General features: G+C 69.3%; 17 protein-coding genes. 14 read left to right on the forward strand and 3 right to left on the reverse strand.

Annotation, left to right across the window (positions count from 1 at the left end; all coding sequences use genetic code 11):
* The first annotated feature begins 73 nt into the window (after positions 1-73).
* The 8 genes from AB0M26_RS21235 to AB0M26_RS21270 all read left to right on the forward strand — a co-directional run bounded on the left by AB0M26_RS21235 (position 74) and on the right by AB0M26_RS21270 (position 7,809).
* Positions 74-1,096 (forward strand): tyrosine-type recombinase/integrase, encoded by a 1,023-nt coding sequence (locus tag AB0M26_RS21235; RefSeq protein ID WP_365263399.1) that lies wholly within the window; start codon positions 74-76, stop codon positions 1,094-1,096.
* Positions 1,093-1,419: a helix-turn-helix transcriptional regulator gene (locus AB0M26_RS21240; protein WP_365263365.1), complete on the forward strand. Its 327-nt coding sequence runs from the start codon at positions 1,093-1,095 to the stop codon at positions 1,417-1,419. The genes AB0M26_RS21235 and AB0M26_RS21240 overlap by 4 nt, the downstream gene beginning before the upstream one ends.
* Before the next feature lie 1,085 nt (positions 1,420-2,504).
* Positions 2,505-3,692 carry a hypothetical protein gene (locus AB0M26_RS21245; RefSeq protein ID WP_365263366.1) on the forward strand — a complete coding sequence of 396 codons (1,188 nt, stop codon included), beginning with the start codon at positions 2,505-2,507 and terminating at the stop codon, positions 3,690-3,692.
* A 204-nt stretch (positions 3,693-3,896) separates the two neighbouring features.
* Positions 3,897-4,502 (forward strand): YdbC family protein, encoded by a 606-nt coding sequence (locus tag AB0M26_RS21250; RefSeq protein WP_365263367.1) that lies wholly within the window; start codon positions 3,897-3,899, stop codon positions 4,500-4,502.
* A gap of 98 nt (positions 4,503-4,600) precedes the next feature.
* Positions 4,601-5,260, forward strand: coding sequence for a histidine phosphatase family protein (locus tag AB0M26_RS21255; protein WP_365263368.1), 660 nt, complete (start codon positions 4,601-4,603; stop codon positions 5,258-5,260).
* A gap of 12 nt (positions 5,261-5,272) precedes the next feature.
* On the forward strand, positions 5,273-6,181 hold the full coding sequence (locus tag AB0M26_RS21260; RefSeq protein WP_365263369.1) for an ADP-ribosylglycohydrolase family protein: 909 nt from the start codon (positions 5,273-5,275) through the stop codon (positions 6,179-6,181).
* A gap of 247 nt (positions 6,182-6,428) precedes the next feature.
* Positions 6,429-7,130: a ribonuclease HII gene (locus AB0M26_RS21265; RefSeq protein WP_365263370.1), complete on the forward strand. Its 702-nt coding sequence runs from the start codon at positions 6,429-6,431 to the stop codon at positions 7,128-7,130.
* Between the two features lie 67 nt (positions 7,131-7,197).
* A complete protein-coding gene (locus AB0M26_RS21270) occupies positions 7,198-7,809 on the forward strand; it encodes a hypothetical protein (protein ID WP_365263371.1) in 612 nt (203 codons plus the stop codon).
* A gap of 219 nt (positions 7,810-8,028) precedes the next feature.
* Here the strand turns inward: AB0M26_RS21270 and AB0M26_RS21275 are convergent, their stop codons facing one another.
* Positions 8,029-8,724 (reverse strand): hypothetical protein, encoded by a 696-nt coding sequence (locus AB0M26_RS21275; RefSeq protein ID WP_365263372.1) that lies wholly within the window; start codon positions 8,722-8,724, stop codon positions 8,029-8,031.
* 223 nt (positions 8,725-8,947) lie between these two features.
* Positions 8,948-11,113 (reverse strand): RecQ family ATP-dependent DNA helicase, encoded by a 2,166-nt coding sequence (locus tag AB0M26_RS21280; RefSeq protein ID WP_365263373.1) that lies wholly within the window; start codon positions 11,111-11,113, stop codon positions 8,948-8,950.
* A gap of 146 nt (positions 11,114-11,259) precedes the next feature.
* Between AB0M26_RS21280 and AB0M26_RS21285 the strand changes: the two genes are divergently transcribed.
* From AB0M26_RS21285 to AB0M26_RS21305, 5 genes are all read left to right on the forward strand, one after another.
* Positions 11,260-12,525 (forward strand): DUF4192 domain-containing protein, encoded by a 1,266-nt coding sequence (locus tag AB0M26_RS21285; RefSeq protein WP_365263374.1) that lies wholly within the window; start codon positions 11,260-11,262, stop codon positions 12,523-12,525.
* A gap of 173 nt (positions 12,526-12,698) precedes the next feature.
* Positions 12,699-13,463, forward strand: a complete 765-nt coding sequence (locus AB0M26_RS21290; RefSeq protein WP_365263375.1) for an NUDIX domain-containing protein — start codon at positions 12,699-12,701, stop codon at positions 13,461-13,463.
* A 1,964-nt stretch (positions 13,464-15,427) separates the two neighbouring features.
* Positions 15,428-16,369, forward strand: a complete 942-nt coding sequence (locus AB0M26_RS21295; RefSeq protein WP_365263376.1) for a FadR/GntR family transcriptional regulator — start codon at positions 15,428-15,430, stop codon at positions 16,367-16,369.
* 341 nt (positions 16,370-16,710) lie between these two features.
* Complete coding sequence (locus AB0M26_RS21300; RefSeq protein ID WP_365263377.1) at positions 16,711-18,288, forward strand: RNA polymerase sigma factor; 1,578 nt, start codon at positions 16,711-16,713, stop codon at positions 18,286-18,288.
* Positions 18,289-18,435: 147 nt separating this feature from the next.
* Positions 18,436-19,263 (forward strand): serine protease, encoded by an 828-nt coding sequence (locus AB0M26_RS21305; protein WP_365263378.1) that lies wholly within the window; start codon positions 18,436-18,438, stop codon positions 19,261-19,263.
* A 262-nt stretch (positions 19,264-19,525) separates the two neighbouring features.
* Here AB0M26_RS21305 and AB0M26_RS21310 read toward each other — a convergent pair whose 3' ends face one another.
* Positions 19,526-19,756, reverse strand: a complete 231-nt coding sequence (locus AB0M26_RS21310) for a hypothetical protein (RefSeq protein WP_365263379.1) — start codon at positions 19,754-19,756, stop codon at positions 19,526-19,528.
* Between the two features lie 438 nt (positions 19,757-20,194).
* On the opposite strand from AB0M26_RS21310, the gene AB0M26_RS21315 reads away from it, so the two are divergent.
* Positions 20,195-22,315, forward strand: a complete 2,121-nt coding sequence (locus AB0M26_RS21315; protein ID WP_365263380.1) for a DNA topoisomerase IV subunit B — start codon at positions 20,195-20,197, stop codon at positions 22,313-22,315.
* Positions 22,316-22,377: the final 62 nt, after the last annotated feature.

The following is a 22,377-nucleotide window of genomic DNA, read 5'->3' on the forward strand; positions in this document are numbered from 1 at the left end:
GCCAGGGGCTGCTGCCCTCCTCTTGGTAGACGGTGTCGCGCACCTGGATCCGGCCCAGGCCGTGTTTGAGGCGATGCAGGAGGGCTGGATCACGCAGCAGCGGTCCCGCTTTCTCAAGGCAGGGACGATCAAGGCCCGTGTCGACCTTGTGCGTCGGCTCGCCAGCTTCACGAACCAGTACCCGTGGCAGTGGGAAGCGGCTGAGGTCGAGGCATTCTTTGATCACTTGGCCTCGGGCGCCCGACCGATTGCGGTCTCGACTGCGCGCGCTTATCAGAACGCACTGCGCCTGTTCATGGACTACGTCACCGACGCCCGCTATGGCTGGCCGCTGGCCTGCCAGGAGCGTTTCGGTGAGACGCCGGTCCAGGTCCTGCACGAGTGGAACACCGTCACTCACGTCGCCGACTTCGAGGGCCAGCCCGGTCGCCGTCCGCTGACCTACGACGAGGTGCAGGCTCTCTTCGACGCGGCGGATACCCGCGTGGGTGAGGTCCGTGCCAGGGGGCGGAAGGGCGTACTCGCGGCCATGCGTGACGCTGCGCTATTGAAGACCATCTACGCCTACGGTCTGCGCCGCTCCGAGGCCTGGGGGTTAGATCTGCACGATCTGCGCCACAATCCCAAGGCTCGCCAGTTCGGCTGTTGCGGAGCCCTGTTCGTCCGCTGGGGCAAGTCCTCCAACGGCAGCCCGCCAAAACGCCGGACGGTACTTACAGTGCCTGAGATGGACTGGATCGTCCCGGTGCTGGAGCAGTGGATCACGGAGATCCGGCCTGTCCTCGCTCCGGAGAAGCACCCGGCGCTGTGGGTGACTGAGCGGCGGGGACGACTCTCTCGCCGTGCGATCAACGAGGCATTCGAAGATGCCCGGGGGGCCGCGGGCCTGCCGACGGAGCTCGACTTGCACTGCTTGCGGCATTCCTACGTGACCCACCTGGTCGAGTTCGACTACCCCGAGCGATTCGTTCAGGACCAGGTCGGGCACGTGACCGCGTCCACCACGGCCATCTACACCGGCGTCTCCGACGAGTACCGGAACCGCCTCCTGCAACGCGCGCTGACCCGAGACCCCGACCTCTGGGACAAAGAATGATCAAGAAAATGGGGTTCAACTGGCACCTGCGGCAGCTCATGGCAACCCAGGGCATGTTCCAGACCTCCGATCTCGTGCCGTTGCTGGCTGAACGCGGCATCCACCTGTCGCGAGAGCAGGTCTACCGGCTCGTGACCCAGCCGCCCCAACGGTTGTCAATGGACACGCTCGCCGCCCTCTGCGACATCCTGAACTGCGGTGTCCAAGACTTGATCGAAATCACGGTCGTGAACGAAACCGTGCGCAAGACCGGTACCGGCGGCGGGCGCACGGCCCCGGCCAACGTGCATCGCGCCACGATCCGTCGTCCGGAGGGGCTGTGAGCAAGCGCGTCAGCACCCCACCCGTGGGACCGGACACCGTGGCCGAGCTTGTCGCACGGTCCCTCCCTGACCTCGACATTCATACGGCGGTGGGCATCGTTAAAGAAGCTGTCCCGAGCCAGTTCAGCCAGCGCCAACTCCACCAGCATCTGAGCAGGCACACGGATGCGCTCACTTCAGGCAGCTCGGACGTGCCCCTGGCCGTTGTCCGTCTCGCCCACGCCCTCAAGAAGGCCGGGGCCGAGCCGGTCACTCTCCCGATCTGCAGGAAGTGCCGGGAAGGCAGGCCCGACCTGAAGCACCGCACCGAGGGCGGCCGACTCTGCGGCACCTGCTTCCAAAGGAACAACATTCAGCCCTGCTCGCGCTGCGGAACCCACCGACGGGCGGCATGCCGCACACCGGACGGGCCTATTTGCTCCACCTGCTACCGCCGCGACGTTCAGCCCCGTGAAGAGTGCTCCGGCTGCGGTCGAGAACGGCGCATCGCCGCACGCACCGATACGGGCGGCGCCCTCTGCGACGCCTGCTACGAACCCCCGCTCCACACATGCACGCTCTGCGGAGAGGAGAAGCGCGCCGCCGCGCACACGGCCGATGGACCGATCTGCACCCAGTGCTACCGCTACCCCACGCGCATCTGCGGCGGATGCGGGAAGATGCGCCGCATCCGCAACAAAGCCACCGCCGGCCAGCCCGACCTGTGCTTCGGCTGCTACAAGGAACCCCTGGCCTGCTGTTCCGTCTGCGGGCGTGAGAAACGCTGCCGAGGCGTCGGAAGCGGCCAGCCGATCTGTCACGGCTGCCGCGGCAAGAACCGGCCCTCCACTCCATGCTGTTCATGCGGCAAGCAGCGGCCCGTCGCAGCGCGCTGGCCCATCGGCCCGGTCTGCTCTACCTGCTACCTCTACATCCGACGCGACCCCCAGCCCTGTCCCCGATGCACACGCTCCCAGCCCTTGATCGGCCGGGCCGAGGACGGCACACGCATCTGCAGCGACTGCCACGGCCTGGCCGTCTCATATGACTGCTCCACCTGCCACGCCAGCACGGACCTCTACGCAAGTGGAGAGTGCGCCCGATGCGTGCTGACGCGACGCCTGCGCGACCTCCTGTTCACCCAAAGCGGCACAGTGCAGCCACAGCTCCACGGGCTTCTGGAGCAGATGGCCTGTGTCGACAACCCCAGGGCAATCCTGAACTGGCTCCGAACACCGGAAGTCCCCAGCCTGCTCACCGACCTTGCCCGCCAAGAGCAAGAGATCACGCACAGGTTGCTTGACAGCTGGCCGCAGACTCCACGGCTACACCACCTTCGCTCGATGCTCGTACACGCCGGCGCCCTGCCGCCCAGGTCCGAGTACCTGGAGCGCAGTGAACCCTGGCTCGAAAGTCTCCTGCGGGACGAACCCCGCGACCACCAGCGACTCCTGCGTACATACATCTGCTGGTCCGAGCTGCCCCGCGCTCGGCGCCGAGATCGCAGACGCCCCATCACAGAGGGGGGTGCGAAGAACCTCCGGACGAAGGCACGCGTTGCACTGGAATTCCTGCATTGGCTCGACCAACACGGTTGCACCATCGAAGACGTCACTCAACATGAAGTTGACCAATGGCTGGCTTCAGGATCACGGCGCCATCAGTGGCTTCGTTCCTTCATCGTCTGGGCCCAGCGACAACGCCTGATCTGCGACATCCGGCTCCCCCGGGTTCGCCGAGGGGCACCCCACGAGTTCCTGCATGACGACGACCGATGGCGGCAGCTCCGCCGCTGCCTGCACGAAACGCAGCTACCGCTGGACGTCCGAGTCGCCGGCGCCCTGCTGCTGACCTACGGATATCCCATCAGCAGGGCCGTCCTCCTCACCGTCGATCATCTACAGCAGCGACAGGACAGTACCTACCTGATCCTTGACCAGCATCCAGTGCTCCTGCTGCCCAGCCTGGCCAACCTGGTGAACACGCTGCGAGCGACGGCATCGTCCAGGTCCCTCCTCGGCCGCAGTTCCCCAGGAACAGGATGGCTCTTCCCCGGGCGTCAGCCCGGCCGTCACATCGCAGCATCCGGATTCAGCACGAAGCTTGCCCAGCACGACATCCCGGCCCGCGTCGCACGCAACACCGCGCTGGCGGCACTCGCCGGGGATTTACCTGCGCCAGTGCTCGCTGACCTCATGGGCATCCACATCAGCACCGCAGTCCGATGGAGCAAGCAGTCAAAGCGAGACTGGTTCGACTACGTCGGAACCCGCTCCACCACTGAGGACAACTGAAGTCGCCCGAATACAGCGCACTGCGAATAAGTGCTCTGCACCGGTAGCCCGTGTGCCGTCAGCGCGTGAGCCCCACCCGCTGACGGCGTGGAGCCCGGGACGGGGGTGATGACCTACGGTCGTCACCCCCTTCGCTGTTGTACGGATCGTGCTGGATCGACGAGTGGGATCCGGCCACAGGCCGCTGACCACTACGATGGCGCGGTGCTGGTCAAGTGGATTCGCTGCACTGTGGTTGACCGCCGAGGTTTCGCGCGGGGGCAGCGTAAATGGGCGGGGCTGCTCGGCGAGCCGGGGTTCCGGGGGCAGGGCGGAGGCTGGAGCCGGGCACGGCCCGATGTGGCGCATCTCTTCGCGTTCTGGGAGAGCCGAGCCTTCTACGACTCCTTCATGGCGCGCTCGCACGACCGGCTCGCGGCAGCCCAGTCCGGCACGTTCAAGGACAGCAGGGTGCGGCTCTTCGAGCACCGCTTCGATGTCAAGGTCGGATTCCGGCCGGTCTTCTCCGATGCGGATGTGGCGCGCGTGGCCCACTGCCGGGTGCGCGAGGAGCGCGTCGAGCACTTCACCTTGATGCAGGAGAAAGTGTGGAACCCGGCCATGGCCGGGTCGCCCGGCATGCTGCGCGGAGTGTTCGGGGAGGCGCCCGGCAACGAGTTCCTGGTGCTCTCGCTCTGGGACTCGGCCGCCGAGCACGGGAAGTACCGCCAGGAGCGCGTGGAGCGGCTGGCCCTGCGAACCCAGATCGAGGCCGATGTGTCAGGGCTAGCCGGCGATGTCGTCGCGCTCGAGCCCACCTGGTCCGTGTGAGTCCGCTGGGGGCGGGGGAGCCGGGCGAGTGCGCTTGCGTGCGAGTGAGTCCGTGCGAGGACGCGGCGCACCGCGGACCCTGGAACTAGGGTGGCGTCATGGTACGGCCCCGTCGCATCGTCCTCCTCCGGCACGGAGAGTCGGAGGGCAATGCGGATGACACGCTCTACGAACGGGTTCCCGATCATGCTCTGCATCTGACCGAGCAGGGCTGGCGGCAGGCGAAGCAAGCCGGTGACCGGCTGCGCGCCATGTTCGGCGAGGAGCGGGTCAGCGCGTACGTCTCCCCGTACCGGCGGACGCACCAGACCTTCAAGGCTCTGGACCTCGACCCCCGGCGCGTGCGGATGCGCGAGGAGCCGCGGCTGCGCGAGCAGGACTGGGGCAACTGGCAGGACGCCCAGGACGTGCGGAAGCAGAAGGTCAACCGCGACGCGTACGGGCACTTCTTCTACCGGCTGGCGCAGGGGGAGTCCGGCGCCGACGTCTACGACCGGGTCGGCGCCTTCCTCGAGAGCCTGCACCGGAGCTTCGAGGACCCCGACCACCCGCCCAATGTGCTGCTGGTCACACACGGCCTGACCATGCGGCTGTTCTGCATGCGGTGGTTCCACTGGAGCGTGGCCGAATTCGAGTCACTCTCGAATCCTGGGAACGGAGAGTTCCGGACGCTGGTCCTGGAGTCCGGGGGGAGGTACCGCCTGGACAGGCCGTTCGAGCGCTGGTGCACCCCGGAGTCGTACGACGCCACCGGCTAGAGTGTCCGTGCGATGACCGCTGATCCCACTCTTACGCAACGCCGCGACCGTGCCCTCGCGAGCTTGCGCGGGCTGGCCGTGGGCGATGCCCTGGGCTCCCAGTTCTTCGTGCCCTCGAACTATCCGGCGCTGAAGCGCCACGAGCTGCCGCCGGGTGTGTGGCAGTGGACCGACGACACCGAGATGGCTTGTTCTGTACTTGCCGTCCTCGTCGAGCAGGGACGCATCGACCAGGACGCGCTCGCCCGCTCCTTCGCCGAGCACCACGACGCGGACCGGGGCTACGGCCCGGCGGTCGACCGTATGCTGCGGCTGATCCGCGAAGGCGGGAACTGGCGTGAACTTGCCTCCGCGCTCTTCAACGGTCAGGGGTCGTGGGGCAACGGCGCCGCGATGCGGATCGCTCCGCTCGGCGCTTGGTACGGGGGCGACCCGGAGCAGGCCACGCACCAGGCGGAGATCTCCTCCTACACCACCCACCAGCACCGTGAGGCCGTCGCGGGGGCCATGGCTGTGGCTGCAGCCGCGGCCCTGGTCGCGGACCCGGCGGGCAGCCCCGGGCCCGAAGCCCTGCTCGACGGCGTGATCGAGCTCGTACCGCGCAGTGCGGTGCAGGCGGGTCTGCGGCGAGCGCGCGACATGCTCGACTACGGTGACGCCGGGACCGTCGCGGCCGTCCTCGGCTCTGGACGGCGGACGAGCGCGCACGACACGGTGCCCTTCACGCTCTGGGCGGCGGCCCGCCACCTCGGGGACTTCGGCGGAGCCTTCTGGACCACGGTGCAGGTGGGCGGCGACATGGACACCACCTGCGCGATCGTGGGCGGAATCCTTGCGTCCGCGGAGGCGGGCACGCCGCCGGGCGACTGGCAGGAACGCACCGAGCCGCTCCCCGTCTGGACCCGGGCGGTTTCTGCCTGAAACCGGGACACTGAGGGATCCAGGCGGCCCGGGCTGTCGTGGCGGTCCGAAGGGTGGTTGGCCGGTTCTCGGCTCCCCTTCATCTTGTCCGCGCGAGCGCGAACTTTTTCGTCTTCGTGGATGTCTGCGTTGTGTCTTGCCGATTGGCGGACGGCTGCGTCTTGCCGAACAGGACCGTGCGGTTTCGGGCATCGGCCGATGCCCGCCTCCCGAACCGCGGCCCCGGCGGCGTAATCTAATGGACGCCATGCCGTACGAACCGCCTACTCACCGCGTTGAGCGTTCACTCCGCGCCACCACCGACGCCCGTATCGTCGTCGGCATCGACGAGGTCGGGCGGGGCGCCTGGGCCGGACCGGTCACCGTGTGCGCCGCCATCACCGGCCTCCGCCGCGCGCCCGATGGGCTGACGGATTCCAAGCTGCTCACCCCGAAGCGACGCACCGCGCTCGCCGGTGTGCTGGAGAATTGGGTCACGGCGCATGCGCTGGGGCATGCCTCGCCGCACGAGATCGACGAGTTGGGGATGACGGCGGCGCTGCGTCTGGCCGCGGTACGGGCGCTCGCCGCCCTGCCCGTGCAGCCCGACGCGGTGATCCTCGACGGCAAGCACAACTATCTCGGTGGGCCCTGGCGGGTCCGTACGGTGATCAAGGGCGACCAGTCGTGCGTTCCCGTCGCGGCCGCCTCCGTGATCGCGAAGGTGCGGCGCGACGCCATGATGGCCGAACTTGGCCAGGACTGCCCGGACTTCGACTTCATCGGGAATGCCGGCTACCCCTCGCCCGTGCACCGTGCGGCACTGGAGGAGCTGGGGCCCACGGCCCACCATCGGATGTCGTGGGCCTACTGGGACGCGCTGCCCCGCTGGCGGCATCTCCGCCTCAAGCGGGCCCTGGCCGGGGTTCCGGAGTTGGAGGCCGAAGGGCAGCTCGGCTTCGACTTCTGAGCGACCGTCCCATTTACACCCCGCCCCGCCGATGCGAACCGCACCGGTGTTTGATAGACATCAGATCATGCCTCTCATCCCCGAGGAGCCTCAGATTCACGAGAGCGTCCCGGGTCCCCGCGTCACTCCGGCCGCCGGCCGGACCGCGCCGACCCCCCGTCCTGTCCCCGCTCCCGGACCCCGGCCTGCCCCCAAGCGGCCCGGCCCGCCAGGTCCGCAGCGTGGCCCCGCCGCACCACAGGCCCAGCGTGGCCAGCGTGACGCGGCCAAGTCCCCGGCGCCCGCCGCGGTTCCGCAGATCCAGCTCATCCCGGCCTCCGTCGACGGGGCCCTGGACGCGGCCGAGGAGGCCGTGGACCTTCTGCTGGACTCCGGCCGTGCCCCGCAGGACGTCCTCGTACTGACCACGGGCGAACAGCACCCGTGGGCGGCCCACGAGTTGTCCTTCGGTGAGACCTCCTACTGGGCGCAGCACGACGCGGGCGAGGATGTCTTCTACGCCGACGCCTCCGTCGCCGAGCGGGCGGCGAGCCGTCCGGTGGTGGTCGTGGCGGTGAACGGCGGTGCGGACGACGCGGCTGCCCGTGCGCTGCCTATGGCCATGGCCAAGGCGGCTGTGCTGCTGATCGTCTGCGGCGACCCCCAGCGGATCAACTCGCTCATCGGCGCCGGAGTCTGACCCCCCCGGGTGTCCTCGCACCCGGGGCGGTTCGGTCCCGGCCCCGGCACGGGCGTGTTGGCCCGAGGGCCGTGACGCGGCACGAGCGCCGACGACCGACGTCGTACCCGTCACGACACGTCGTACGGATGTCGCCCCACGTCGTACGTCGTGCTGCCGGGAGGCCGCCGCGCTCCTGAGCCGCACCGTGACCGTACGGGCGCTGGTCGCTCCGGCGCGTCAGCGTGCGGCGGCGGGCCGCGGCACCTCCGGATCGTGCCCCTGCGGGAAGCGGCCGGGGTGTGCGGAGGGCGTCGAGAGCGCGGAGTGCGGCGAGTTCGCGAGGCGCGGGGCGACTACGGGAGTTGCCTCCCACCGTTCCACGGTCTTGTGGTCTTCCACCGGCTGGGAGAACGCGTGGGGTCGACGGCCTCCCCGCTCTTCGCCGAAGACCTGCCAGCCCTCCCGCGTCAGGGTGACGTAGGCTCCGCAGCGTAGGCCGTGCAGCGTGCAGGCGTCACGCAGTCCCCACATCCATGCGCCGTCCTCCTCGGTCCACTGCCCGTCGCCCTCCCGGCAGTAGAGGAGCACCGCCGTGCGGACCGGTACGCGACGGCGCAGGTCGTGCGGAATGATCCGGCGCAGTTGCGTCAGCAGGGCATTCCGGAACACCCACCCGTCGGCCACGCTCCCCAGGCGGGCGAACGACGCGCTGGCGGCGACTCTCTCGTCAATGTCGAGGACCGCAACCACGGCGGTGGAAGGAGTCGGCTCATGACGGCTGTGCAGGCCGGTGACGATCTCACGGGGATTGCGCAGAAGAGGTATCCCGGCATCGGCCCACTCCGAGGGCTGCAGCATCCTGCCGAGCTGGGACGGGGAACCATTGGCGGAGGAGAAGGACCTGGCGGGGGACGGAGGGAAGCCGGGGGTCACAGTCCTCCTTAGGTCTGCTCACCCGTGAGCCGGGCAGGGGCTGGTGGGAGCGCGCCGCGACACACCCTGCCGGCGGCAGCAGGCCGACGCGGGAACACCTCCAATTCTTGCCGCCGTCACCGCGAGCGGCAATGAAAGGTTTGCGCAAGCGACCGGTATCAACCGAAGCGCGGCCTATTTTCCTCCGCTTCGCTGCCTGCTCTGCTCCCGGTCCGGTCCCGGCTCACCCCTGTACGGCGAGGACCAGTGGAAAGACCCCGTGCGCACCGGCCTTGATGAGAAGCCGCGCCGCCACGGCGAGCGTCCATCCCGTGTCGGCCAGGTCGTCCACCAGGAGCACCGGGCCAGGGGTGGTGTGCAGCCGGTCGGCAAGATCTGGGGGCACGGTCAACGCGCCGTGCAGCGCCCGGAGCCGCTGTGCGCTGTTGGTTCGGGGGACCCGGGTGTCCGTCGTCTCGTCGGCATAACGAACCGACCCGAGGAGGGGCATCTTGCCGACCGCCGCGATGTGTTCGCCGAGAGAGCGGATGAGCTCAGGCCGGGTGTGGGACGCGATGGTGACCACGCCCACCGGTCTGCTCGGGGAGTCCGGAGCGCCGGAGGCCCAACCCCCAGGTCCCTTGGCCCAGTCGGCGAGCACGGTCACGACGGCGTCGGCCACATCGGGCGGAACCCTGCCGTCTCCGCCCTGCGCGGACAACATCGGGCGGAGCCGGTTTCCCCATCCGATGTCGGAGAGACGCCCCAGCGCCCGGCCCGGTGAAGTCTGTTCGGCCGCGGGGATGCGGCCTTTGAGATCCACGCCCACGGCGGCCAGCCCGGTCGGCCACATCCGGCGCGGCTCGATCTCGACGCCGGGCCGGCCGAGCTCGCCGCGGGCGGCCTCCAGAGTCGCCGTGGAGACATCGGTGGTGAAGCGTGGCCCGGCGCAGGTGTCACAGCGCCCGCAGGCGGCGGCGCCCTCGTCGTCCAACTGCCGCCGCAGGAACTCCATCCGGCATCCGTTCGTGGCGGCGTAGTCGCGCATCGCCTGCTGCTCGTCCTCGCGCTGCCGGGCCACCCAGGCGTAGCGCTCCGAGTCGTACACCCATGGCCGGCCCGTCGACGTCCAACCGCCACGGACCCGGCTCACGGCACCGTCCACGTCGAGCACTTTGAGCATCGTCTCCAGCCGTGAACGCCGCAGGTCGACCTGGGGTTCGAGAGCGGGCAGGGACACGGGCCGACCCGCCTGCGCGAGGACGTCCAGCGTGCGCCGCACCTGCTCCTCCGCCGGGAAGGCCAGGGAAGCGAAGTACCGCCAGATCGCCTCGTCCTCCTGGCCGGGAAGCAGGAGCACCTCGGCGTGCTTCACACCACGCCCGGCCCGCCCCACCTGCTGGTAGTACGCGATGGGCGACGAGGGTGATCCCAGGTGCACGACGAAACCGAGGTCGGGTTTGTCGAAGCCCATCCCGAGCGCCGAGGTCGCGACCAGCGCCTTCACCCGGTTCGCCAGCAGATCGGCCTCGGCCGTCCTCCGGTCGGCGTCCTCGGTCTTCCCTGAGTACGAGGCCACCGTGTGCCCGCGGTGGCGGAGGAATGCCGTCACCTCTTCCGCCGCCGCCACGGTCAGGGTGTAGATGATGCCGGAGCCCGGGAGGTCGTCGAGGTGGTCGGCGAGCCAGGCCAGCCGGTGAGCGGCATCGGGCAGCCGCAGTACGCCGAGGCTGAGGCTTTCGCGGTCCAGTGGCCCGCGCAGGACCAGGGCTTCGACGGCCGTGTCGCCGGTGCCGAGTTGGTCGGCGACGTCGGCGGTGACCCGCGCATTGGCCGTTGCAGTGGTGGCCAGGACGGGAACTCCCGGCGGCAGGTCGGTGAGCATGGTGCGCAGCCGCCGGTAGTCCGGCCGGAAGTCATGGCCCCAGTCCGAGATGCAGTGCGCCTCGTCGACGACGAGCAGGCCGGTGCTCGCGGCGAGCTTCGGCAGCACCTGGTCGCGGAAGTCCGGGTTGTTCAGCCGCTCGGGACTCACGAGCAGCACGTCGACCTCACCGGCCGCCACCTCCGCCTGGACCGTCTCCCACTCATCGGTGTTCGCGGAGTTGATGGTGCGCGCGCGGATGCCGGCCCGCTCGGCGGCCTCGATCTGGTTCCGCATGAGCGCGAGCAGAGGGGAGACGATCACCGTCGGACCGCTCCCGCGAGCCCGCAGCAGCGCGGTGGCCACGAAGTACACCGCCGACTTGCCCCAGCCGGTGCGCTGGACGACGAGGGCCCGCCGGTGGTCGGCGACCAGCGCCTCGATCGCCCGCCACTGGTCCTCGCGCAACCTGGCGGCCCCGCCCGGGTCGCCGACGAGGCGGGCGAGTACGGCGTCGGCCGACGAACGCAGCTCTTCGTTGCTCATGCCCCCATGCAACCGGATGGCACGGACATTGCGCGAGCGAGGTCGCCTGCCTGTGGAAAACCTGCGTACACAGGTTTCGTAGGACGATATTGGGGAGTTATCCACAGGGCTTTCGGTGCGGTGGTGCTGGACGGCACGGTCTTCGCATGACGCGACACATCGACCCCTCGCAGCCGCCCGCCCTCGACCAGATCACCCTGCGCAGTCCGGGAGAACTGGCCGATGCCCTCCCGTACCTGATGGGTTTCCATCCGGACGACAGCATCGTCCTGGTCGCCCTGCACGGCGATCACGGCAGGTTCGGCGGCCGCTTGCGGCTCGGCATTCCGGCCAGCCCGGGGGAGTGGCCCTATGTGGCGGACCAGCTCGCCGACTGTCTGGTGTCGGGCAGTGAGAGGCGGGCGTCACGGCCCGACGGCATTATCGTCTTCCTTTGCCAGGATCCGTCGGCGGGGGAGAAGGGCCGCGACGTGATGGAGCGGCTGCGGCCGCTGGCACAGCGGCTGCGTACGGCGTGCGGGGCGCTGGACGTCCCGGTGCTGGAGGCGATCTGCATCTCGGGGGGCCATTTCTGGTCCTACTGCTGTCCCGATGCGCGCTGCTGCCCCACGGACGGCACCCCGCTGGCCCTGCCCGGGACCTCCGTCATGGCGGCGGCCGCCACCTACGCCGGTATCCAGGTCCGGGGCTCACTGCGGGAGATGGAAGCGAGGCTTGCGCCGCTGACGGAACCCGCGTCCGCCGTCGTGGCGCAGGAGGAGGCGCTCGATGCAGCAACCGCCGAGCTTGTCCCCCGGATCCTCGGAGGTGTGGACCGGGAAACCGTTCGGAAGGAGACCCTCACGCTCATCCGCGGACTGGTGCAGCGGCTTGGACGCGCCCCGGCGCCGGGCAGGCCCACCGAGGCGGACACCGCTGACGACGGTCTCGTAACCGACGAAGAGGCGGCCGCGATCATCCTGGGGCTGCAGGACCGCACCACCCGGGACCGCGCCGCGGAGTGGGTGGAAGGCCCGGAGGCCGACGTGGCGCTCCGGGTGTGGCGAGCGATCGCGCGGCGCTGCGTCGGGGCGTACAGCGATCATGCCGCCGCTCCGCTAACGCTCGTCGGCTGGGTGGCCATGTCCACGGGCGATGAGCCGACCGCACGGGTCGCGCTCGGCATGGCGCTGCGCGTCGACCCGGACTATCTCTTCGCCAAACTCCTGCACCAAGGCGCCAACGAGGGCCTTGATCCTGAGCTGTTGCGCGAATGCCTGCGACAGGAGAGGGGCACGCGCGCGCCCCGCAGGCCGACACGGATGGCCACGCAGCCACCCTCCGGGCGCCCGCACGGGCGTACTCGGCCCGGTGGTCACGCGAGCCGTGGGCGAGCGCGGGCACGGCGCCGGGCCGGACAGCGCCGGGCCTGAGGGGCGCGGCGGCAGCGCGTCCGCGGCACCGCCGCGCTCGGACCTCGCACCCTGACCTCGACGTTCGCGGGGGCCGCCGGTCTCTGGGGACGCGCCTGGACCGATCCGCTCCTGCGAGGGACCCGGCAGCGGAACGACCTGTTTATCGTCAAGGAGACGACTATGATCGCCGCATGTCGCCCTACGACCCGTCGGCCTTTCCTCCCTTCGCAGTCACCGTCGACCTGGTCGTGCTCACGGTGCGCAGGCACGCGCTGTGTGCGCTGGCCGTACGCCGCGGTGAGCCGCCGTACCAGGGACGGTGGGCGCTGCCCGGCGGATTCGTCCGGCCCGACGAGGACCTCGCCGCCGCCGCGGCACGCGAGCTTGCCGAGGAGACGGGCCTTCTGGCTCACGACCCCACAGGTCCGTCCCCGGTCAACGGAGCGCATCTCGAACAACTCGCCACTTACGGCGATCCCAAGCGCGACCCGAGGATGCGGGTGGTCAGCGTGGCCCATCTCGTCCTGGCCCCGGACCTCCCCGCTCCTCGCCCCGGTGGGGACGCGCACAGCGCGCGCTGGGCATCGGTGGAGGATCTGCTGGGCCAGGAAGGGAGCTTCGGCCGGGAGGGAGAGCAGGGCGCCCCACTCGCCTTCGACCATGCCCAGATTCTCGCCGACGGGGTGGAGCGCGCCCGGTCGAAGATCGAATACTCCTCGCTTGCCACGGCGTTCTGCCCTCATGAGTTCACCGTCGGCGAGCTGCGCCGGGTCTACGAGGCGGTGTGGGGAGTCGCTCTCGATCCGCGCAATTTCCATCGCAAAGTCACCGGCACTCCCGGCTTCCTCGTGCCGACCGGTGGTACGACGACCCGGCAGGGCGGACGCCCGGCTCAGCTCTTCCGCGCGGGCGGGGCGACGCTGCTCAATCCCCCGATGCTGCGCCCCGAGGTCTGAGAGCGGGACCGCCGGCCGCTCCGGCCGCATACGCGGTGCCTGGGTCAGGATGCGCCCGCAGCCGTGGATGCGGGTGCGCCCATGGCCGTGCGTGGGTCCGGGGCGACCTCCGCGCCGCGCTCTCCACCGCGCGGCATCCCGGAAAATAGGACAAATCAGGTTATCGTGCTTCGGTGTCTGTGGCGCTGCCACAGGTGTCGAGCGGCCTCCTGCCTTCGCGAGGGAAGTGATGATCCAGCTCCTCGGAGTGACGAGCGCTCTCCGCCGCGGTTCCCACCCGGCCGTCGACGAGCCGCCCTCACGTCTCAGCCGGGACGCATCACCGTTCTGCTCGGTGCCTCCGGATCGGGCAAGTCGACGGCTTCGCGCCTGTTGTTGCGGCTCGAAGGGGGCATGCGTGGTGCAACTCGCTGACGACATCGGTGACATGGGGCTTCTTCGTAGGCCGTTCACCCCCGCACGGAAGCTTCGAGGCCGCCTCCACCGGGGGCGTCCGCGCCCGAGGAGCCCGCTGTCCAGGAGTGCAGGGAGCATGCGGCGAAAGGGCGTGAAGGGTTCACTGACCCTCCTCTGCCAGGTGTCCTCCAGCCACCGAGCGGTGCGCTCCCGGCTCCCAAGTCGGGTCGATCCGACAGGAGTTCCACTGACGTGGCGAACCCGACCCGCGGTGGCCGAGTCGGCTACCCGCAGAAGCCGTCCAGCGGCCCGAGACCGTGAAGCCTGCCCCGACACCCGGACCGGCCGGGGTTGGCCGATACCTTCGCCTCAAGAGGCCCCGAAGTGACCAGGAATTCCAGGGGATTTCGCTGTCTCGTCGGCCGCGCTGTCTCGCTGGAACCTTCCTCGCCGCGTCCAGCACATACGCCCGATCCAGCAGTACGGCCCCACGCGCCAGTCGCCCGCGGACGAGTGATCGTCTTCGCAAACCCCAGGCCCTACCCTCCGGCACGCTACGAGCTGTGCCGCGCGGGGGCGTACCGGAAGGCCGGCCCGCGCATGGTCGCCACGGCCGCGCTCGTGGCCGTGCTCAGGCCGTGGCCGTGCTCGCACCGTGGTCAGGCTTTCCGCGCCGTTCCTCGCCGCTCTGCTCCTGGCCCGCTTCTGGGACGCCTCGCCCGCGCACGCATTTCCCACAGGTAGACAGCCCCCAACTCCTTCTATTGTCAGCCGTGTTCGGAGCACTGGGGGGCTCGGGAGCCCTGCTCCGGGAAACGGATCGGATTTCTCCGCGCTGGCGTACGCAGGCGGCCGCGCACCGCGGCGCCTGCGCCTCCTGCGAGCCAAACCCGTCGTCTCCACCGGCGCGGCGGCTTCCCTCGCGCCGCTCCTTGTCGCCGTCAACGCCCCCACCCCGTGGGCCGTCTTCGGGCACGCGGCGGTCGCCCTGACCGTGGAGTGGTCCGAGGTGGCAGCTGGATGGGCGGGCTCGTCAGCGGCCGTAGGTGAGCGGTCCGCTCTCGGCCGGGCCATTCGACCACGGCCGGTCGCCGCTGCGCTGGCCGTTCCCGTTCCGGCTGCGGCAACCCAGCCGCGAGTGCCGTCGTCCCCGCTGCGGCGACCCAGCCGCGTGCCGTCGTCCCTGCTCTACAGGTCCTCCCTGTACAGGTCCTCCCGTGCGCCCGGCGCCCATCCGCTCGCCGTGACCCTCAGCCCGGTTCTGGTCCGTGGACAGCTCCAATGTCCGGCTGCCGGACATGCAGTCCAGTCAACTCCGCCGCGCCCCCGATGGGCTCGGCCGAAGGCCGTCCAGGACGGTGGTCCGCTGCTCAACCTGTGGGTCAGGCCCCGGCGTTGTCACTCCGTGCCCTCCTCGGCGCTTACCTGATCGCAGTGTTGCGCGGCAAGGCCGGCCCGTGGCCGACGAGGAGGCGGGATCCGCGCGAACTGCCCACAACCCAACGGGGATAGCCCATTTCCTTCCGATTAGGCGTCAATTATGAGGTGATGGGCGATCACCCTTTCGTGTGCTTTTCACCAAAGACCTCAAGGCGGCCCGGAGCGCCGCCGACAAAGGATGCGTGAGTACCCTTGCGCACACCATGATGACCGCGGCTCGCCCCGTCGACTCCGGACTGTCCGGCCCGGGCGAGCTTGACCGCTACCCCTATGGCGAAGCCCCGGGCGCCGAGCGTGCCGGAGGTCCCTCCTGGGACGGGACCGACACGGAGATGGGCCGAGTCGGCCGCCGGGCAGCCGGCAGCCGTGGGCGAGGGCTGCACGGCCAACTCGTCCAGCAGCTCGGCCAGATGATCGTCTCCGGCGACCTCGGCGCCGACCGCCCACTCGTCCCCGAGGAGATCGGCCAGCGCTTCGAGGTCTCCCGCACGGTCGTGCGGGAGTCACTGCGCGTCCTCGAGGCCAAGGGCCTCGTCAGCGCCCGGCCCAACGTCGGCACCCGCGTCCGGCCGGTGAGTGACTGGAACCTCCTGGACCCGGACATCATCGAGTGGAGGGCGTTCGGACCGCAGCGCGAGGACCAGCGCCGGGAGCTGTGCGAGCTCCGCTGGACCATCGAACCGCTCGCGGCGCGTCTCGCGGCGGGCCACGGCCGGGAGGACGTCCAGCAACGCCTCGCCGACATGGTCGAGATCATGGGGCATGCCCTGGCACAGGGCGACACCCTCACGTTCTCGCGCGCCGACACCGAGTTCCACGCCCTGCTCCTCCAGCTCAGCGGCAACCGCATGCTGGAACACCTCTCGGGAATCGTTTCCTCGGCGCTTCAGGTCTCCGGTGGTCCTGCGACGGGATGCGACCGGCCGACCGAGGTCAGCATCGGTCTCCACTCGCGCATCGTCGAGGCGCTCGGCTCGGGGGACGCCCCTGACGCGGAGGCTGCCATGCGCCAGCTGTTGACCGCTCAGCCGGAGGTGGAGCGTGTCGTGCCCGCCCCGCGCGAGCACTGACGCTCGCGCGAGGCCGGGCTTCCGCCGCGACATCGGCTCCTGCCCCGCTCGGGCGGAGTAGGAGCCGATACGCGAGCCACTTGTCACGATGTGTCTGATTACGGTCAGTTCGCACCCGCTGCGAGGTGTGACTCGGGCCACGTGAATTGGGCGTAACACTCTTCGGGAGAGCGCGATGACTTAAGAGGTGACAGTCGCTGAGGGAATACGGATGTCGTTCGCGACGCTGTGTTGCTCTGTGATTGCGCCCACGCCGTCGGTCCATCCCCGCCGGCGGTCGGCGGCTCCGGTCCATCGTGGACTGGGCCGGAAGCCATTCCCATCGTTCCGAGAGGTTGTTCGTGTCGGCCAGCACATCCCGTACGCTCCCGCCGGAGATCGCCGAGTCCGAGTCTGTCATGGCGCTCATCGAGCGGGGAAAGGCTGAGGGGCAGATCGCCGGCGATGACGTGCGTCGGGCCTTCGAGGCTGACCAGATTCCGCCAACCCAGTGGAAGAATGTTCTGCGCAGCCTCAACCAGGTCCTCGACGAGGAGGGTGTGACGCTGATGGTCAGTGCCGCAGAGGCGCCCAAGCGCACCCGTAAGAGCGTCGCAGCGAAGAGCCCGGCGAAGCGCACCGCCACCAAGACCGTCGCCGCCAAGGCGTCCGCGGCCAAGAAGGCGACCGCCCCCGCCGAGCCCGCCCCCGCCGCCGAGGCTGCGACCGAAGGGGCCGCCGACGAAGCGGCCACGGCGCCCGCCAAGAAGACCGCGAAGAAGGCCGCGGCCAAGAAGAGCGCGGCGAAGAAGGCCCCGGCCAAGAAGGCGGCCGCGAAGAAGGCCGCCGAGGCCCCGGCCAAGAAGGAAGCCGACGAGCTGCTCGAGGGCGACGAGATCATCGAGGAGCCCACCGCGCCCGGCAAACCCGGTGCGGAGGGCGCCGAGGGGACCGGTCCCGAGAACGAGGGCTTCGTCCTGTCCGACGAGGACGAGGACGACGCTCCGGCGCAGCAGGTCGCCGCGGCCGGCGCCACCGCCGACCCGGTCAAGGACTACCTGAAGCAGATCGGCAAGGTCCCCCTCCTCAACGCCGAGCAGGAGGTGGAGCTCGCCAAGCGCATCGAGGCGGGTCTCTTCGCCGAGGACAAGCTGTCGAACGCCGACAAGCTGGCCCCGAAGCTCAAGCGCGAGCTGGAGATCATCGCCGAGGACGGCCGCCGGGCCAAGAACCACCTGCTCGAGGCGAACCTTCGCCTCGTGGTCTCGCTGGCCAAGCGGTACACCGGCCGCGGCATGCTCTTCCTGGACCTCATTCAGGAGGGGAACCTCGGTCTGATCCGTGCGGTCGAGAAGTTCGACTACACCAAGGGCTACAAGTTCTCGACGTACGCCACGTGGTGGATCCGTCAGGCGATCACCCGCGCCATGGCCGACCAGGCCCGCACCATCCGTATCCCGGTGCACATGGTCGAGGTCATCAACAAGCTCGCGCGTGTCCAGCGCCAGATGCTCCAGGACCTGGGCCGAGAGCCCACTCCGGAGGAGCTGGCCAAGGAGCTCGACATGACCCCCGAGAAGGTCATCGAGGTCCAGAAGTACGGCCGCGAGCCGATCTCGCTGCACACCCCGCTGGGCGAGGACGGCGACAGCGAGTTCGGCGACCTCATCGAGGACTCCGAGGCGGTCGTCCCGGCCGACGCGGTCAGCTTCACGCTCCTGCAGGAACAGCTGCACTCGGTTCTCGACACCCTCTCCGAGCGCGAGGCCGGCGTGGTGTCCATGCGCTTCGGCCTCACCGACGGTCAGCCGAAGACGCTCGACGAGATCGGCAAGGTCTACGGCGTGACGCGGGAGCGCATCCGGCAGATCGAGTCGAAGACGATGTCGAAGCTGCGTCACCCGTCCCGCTCGCAGGTGCTGCGCGACTACCTCGACTGAGGCTCGCGGCCGCGTCGCTTCCCGGCCCGGAACCCCTCGGGGGTTCCGGGCCACCTGCTGTTCGGATGCGTCAGCCGTCCGTGTGCGTTCTCCGCCCGTTTGGGTCACTCTGGGTGTGCAGATAGCACCAGAGAGTCAGGAGACAGCATGCGTTCCATCTCCCGAGCACTCATCGGCGCCCTCGCGCTGGCGTCCGCCGGCGTGGCTCTGCCCCTCGCGAAGCCCGCTCCCGCCGCCGCGGACGGCGTGATCATAGGTGGCCGTCCGGTACCGGTGTCGGAGAGCCCGTGGGCCGTGGCGCTGGGCAGCCGCCAGCAGTTCGGCAGCAGTAGATCGGGACAGTTCTGCGGCGCGGTCGTCGTCTCGCCCACGAAGGTCCTCACCGCGGCGCACTGCATGAGCCGGGACGTGTTGGGTACGGACCGGAGTTCTGTGCGCGATCTCAAGGTCATCGCCGATCGCGACAACCTCAGGGACCAGAACGGCCGGGAGATCGCCGTGAGCGGCATCTGGGTCAACCCGCGCTACGACGCCGTCACCAACGCCGGTGACGTCGCGGTGCTCACGCTGTCGCAGCCCCTCTCCCGTGACCACGTCATCCCCATGGCGCACAGCGGCGACTCCGCCTACAAGGCGGGGACTACGGCGGCGGTCTACGGCTGGGGCGACACGACGGGCCGCGCCACGTACACCACCAGGCTGCACGCTGCGCAGGTGCGGGTGCTGGAGGACGGCGTCTGCGAGCGCGCCTATCCCGGGACGCTGGACGGCCGCTACGAGGCGGACACCATGGTCTGCGCCGGACAGTCCGGTGGCGGGCGGGACGCCTGTCAGGGCGACAGCGGAGGGCCTCTCGTGGCCCATGGACGGCTGATCGGCCTGGTCTCATGGGGCAGCGGCTGCGGGCAAGCCGAGAGCCCCGGGGTCTACACGCGGGTCTCGGCGCTGTCCGGGCTTCGAGCACTGCGGCGCTGACCGTCTGCGATGCGCGGTCTTTGTTCAAGAATGTCCACGAATGTCGAGGTCTTCGCCGCGGACGTTTGGCCGTTGGTCTGTGCCGTTGACGTGAGTCGTGGTCTCCGTCACGGATGCGAGGCGTGGTCCTCGCCGCGCACCGGGCGCCGGTCGGCCGGGCCGGACGTGCACCCGGGGACGAGAGGGGGCGGCCACCCTGGGTCACAAGGTAGCCGCCCACCGGTCGGCCCTGAGCCGACACAGGCTCGTCGGTCGTACGAGGTCAGCGTTCGTTGTCGGACGCGGACGCGGGAACCGTGGTGAGGCGCTCCGTCTCGTCCTGTATCTCCGCGGCGATCTTCTTCAGTTCAGGCTCGAACTTGCGACCGTGGTGGGCGCAGAAGAGCAGTTCACCGCCGCTCATCAGGACGACGCGGAGGTACGCCTGGGCACCGCAGCGGTCGCACCGGTCGGCGGCCGTCAGCGGAGTCGCGGGTGTCAGAACAGTAGTCACGTCGCCTCTTCTCTAGCTCGACGAGCTGTCGTACCAGGGTCAACATCCAACCAGCCCCAAAACGTTCCCGCTCGGGCCTTTCCTCGAAAGTTCTCGTCCGAGGAGGCTGGATGCTGCCGGTTGGCGGCGAATGAGCCGATCGCTCGGCTCACGTATGCATCGCGCTGGTCAAGGTTGCCTTATTTTGTCCCCCCGGCTGGATTGCCGGTTGTGAATGAGGACGTGCCCGGAGCCTAAATGGTTCATGCCTGGAAGGGAACGTGATGTTCGCGTCACCCCCACGAGGTATCGAACGTACGAGCGACGCTGGACTAGCATGGGCCTCCTCACGGGTTGCGGCACAAAGGCTCTATCAAGCCTCGGTACCCTCTGACGGGCGACCCAGTCATCACTGTGGCCCCACCCGGCCCATACAGAATTCAGCGAGGAGCGAACCGCGTGACCGCCGAGACGTCCGTGCCGTCCACTGCGCTGCTGACGGGAGCAGACCGCGACGGTTCCAATTACACAGCGCGGCACCTGCTCGTCCTCGAGGGGCTGGAGGCGGTTCGCAAGCGCCCCGGCATGTACATCGGCTCCACCGACAGCCGCGGCCTCATGCACTGCCTCTGGGAGATCATCGACAACTCCGTGGACGAGGCCCTCGGCGGCCACTGCACCAGGATCGACGTGGTGCTCCACGAGGACGGCTCGGTCGAGGTCCGCGACGACGGCCGCGGCATCCCGGTCGACGTCGAGCCGAAGACGGGGTTGTCCGGCGTCGAGGTCGTGATGACGAAGCTGCACGCGGGCGGCAAGTTCGGCGGCGGCTCGTACGCGGCCTCCGGCGGTCTGCACGGCGTCGGCGCGTCCGTCGTCAACGCGCTGTCCTCGCGGCTGGACGTCGAGGTCGACCGCAGCTCCCGCACCCACTCGATCAGCTTCCGGCGCGGTGTCCCCGGTATCTTCACCGAATCCGGTCCGGACGCGCCGTTCGACCCCTCCAGCGGCCTGCTCAAGGGCAGGAAGGTGCCCAAGTCCCGTACGGGCACGCGCGTGCGCTTCTGGGCGGACCGCCAGATCTTCCTCAAGGACGCCAAGCTCAACCTGGAGACACTGCACGCGCGCGCCCGGCAGACGGCCTTCCTCGTGCCGGGATTGATGATTGTCGTGCGGGACGAGCGGCTGATCGAGTCGGACGGGCCGGTCGAGGAGGTCTTCCGGTACGACGGCGGGATCAGCGAGTTCTGCGAGTACCTGGCGCAGGACAAGGCCGTGTGCGACGTGCTGCGGCTGAGCGGACAGGGCACCTTCAAGGAGACCGTCCCGGTCCTCGACGACCGCGGCCATATGACGCCGACCGAGGTCACGCGCGAGCTGGGTGTCGACGTGGCACTCCGCTGGGGCGCCGGCTACGACACGACGACCAAGTCCTTCGTCAACATCATCGCCACCCCCAAGGGCGGTACCCACGTCACCGGTTTCGAGCGGGCGATCACCCGCACCGTCAACGAGGTGCTCCGCGCCACCAAGACCCTCCGTGTCGCCGAGGACGACGTCGTCAAGGACGACGCCATGGAGGGGCTCACGGCTGTGGTGACGGTGCGCCTGGCGGAGCCGCAGTTCGAGGGCCAGACCAAGGAGGTGCTGGGCACCTCCGCCGCCTCCCGGATCGTCTCGGCCGTGGTGGCCAAGGAGCTGAAGTCCTTCCTGACCTCCTCCAAGCGCGACACCAAGGCGCAGGCAAGGGCCGTGCTGGAGAAGGTCGCCGCGGCGGCGCGTACGCGCATCGCGGCGCGGCAGCACAAGGAGGCGCAGCGCCGGAAGACCGCGCTGGAGTCCTCCTCGCTGCCCGCGAAGCTCGCTGACTGCCGCAGCGACGACGTCGACCGCAGCGAACTGTTCATCGTCGAGGGCGACTCGGCGCTGGGCACGGCCAAGCTCGCACGGAACTCCGAGTTCCAGGCGCTGCTGCCGATCCGCGGAAAGATCCTCAACGTTCAGAAGTCGTCGATCTCCGACATGCTGAAGAATGCGGAGTGCGGCGCGATCATCCAGGTCATAGGGGCCGGGTCCGGCCGGACCTTCGACATCGACCAGGCCCGCTACGGCAAGGTGATCTTCCTCGCCGACGCGGATGTCGACGGCGCGCACATCCGCTGCCTGCTGCTCACGCTCTTCCAGCGCTATATGCGCCCGATGGTCGAGCAGGGCCGGGTCTTCTCGGCCGTACCGCCACTCCACCGGATCGAGCTGATCAACCCCAAGAAGGGCCAGGACAAGTACATCTACACGTACTCCGACAACGAGCTGCGTGAGAAGCTCCTGGAACTCCAGGCCAAGAACATCCGGTTCAAGGACGGCATCCAGCGCTACAAGGGTCTCGGCGAGATGGACGCGGACCAGCTCGCGGAGACGACGATGGACCCGCGTCACCGCACCCTGCGCCGGGTCAACATCAGCGACCTGGAGGCCGCGGAGGCGGCGTTCGACCTGCTCATGGGCAACGAGGTGGCGCCGCGCAAGGAGTTCATCACCAACTCCGCGGCCACGCTGGACCTTTCGCGCATCGACACCTGAGAAACCGGCGCCCGCGCATGCACGGCGCCTGCGTTCTTCACTTGATGGGGTGAATGTCCGGG

The organism is Streptomyces sp. NPDC051776 (genome assembly GCF_040681345.1).
Classification (GTDB): Bacteria; Actinomycetota; Actinomycetes; order Streptomycetales; family Streptomycetaceae; genus Streptomyces.

Bases quoted from the DNA above. Each gene is read 5' to 3' on its own strand.
- AB0M26_RS21260 (WP_365263369.1), top strand. From the start codon at position 5,273: ATGACCGCTGATCCCACTCTTACGCAACGCCGCGACCGTGCCCTCGCG.
- AB0M26_RS21240 (WP_365263365.1), top strand. From the start codon at position 1,093: ATGATCAAGAAAATGGGGTTCAACTGGCACCTGCGGCAGCTCATGGCA.
- AB0M26_RS21285 (WP_365263374.1), top strand. From the start codon at position 11,260: ATGACGCGACACATCGACCCCTCGCAGCCGCCCGCCCTCGACCAGATC.
- AB0M26_RS21290 (WP_365263375.1), top strand. From the start codon at position 12,699: ATGTCGCCCTACGACCCGTCGGCCTTTCCTCCCTTCGCAGTCACCGTC.
- AB0M26_RS21280 (WP_365263373.1), bottom strand. From the start codon at position 11,113: ATGAGCAACGAAGAGCTGCGTTCGTCGGCCGACGCCGTACTCGCCCGC.
- AB0M26_RS21265 (WP_365263370.1), top strand. From the start codon at position 6,429: ATGCCGTACGAACCGCCTACTCACCGCGTTGAGCGTTCACTCCGCGCC.
- AB0M26_RS21270 (WP_365263371.1), top strand. From the start codon at position 7,198: ATGCCTCTCATCCCCGAGGAGCCTCAGATTCACGAGAGCGTCCCGGGT.
- AB0M26_RS21235 (WP_365263399.1), top strand. From the start codon at position 74: ATGCAGGAGGGCTGGATCACGCAGCAGCGGTCCCGCTTTCTCAAGGCA.
- AB0M26_RS21255 (WP_365263368.1), top strand. From the start codon at position 4,601: ATGGTACGGCCCCGTCGCATCGTCCTCCTCCGGCACGGAGAGTCGGAG.
- AB0M26_RS21305 (WP_365263378.1), top strand. From the start codon at position 18,436: ATGCGTTCCATCTCCCGAGCACTCATCGGCGCCCTCGCGCTGGCGTCC.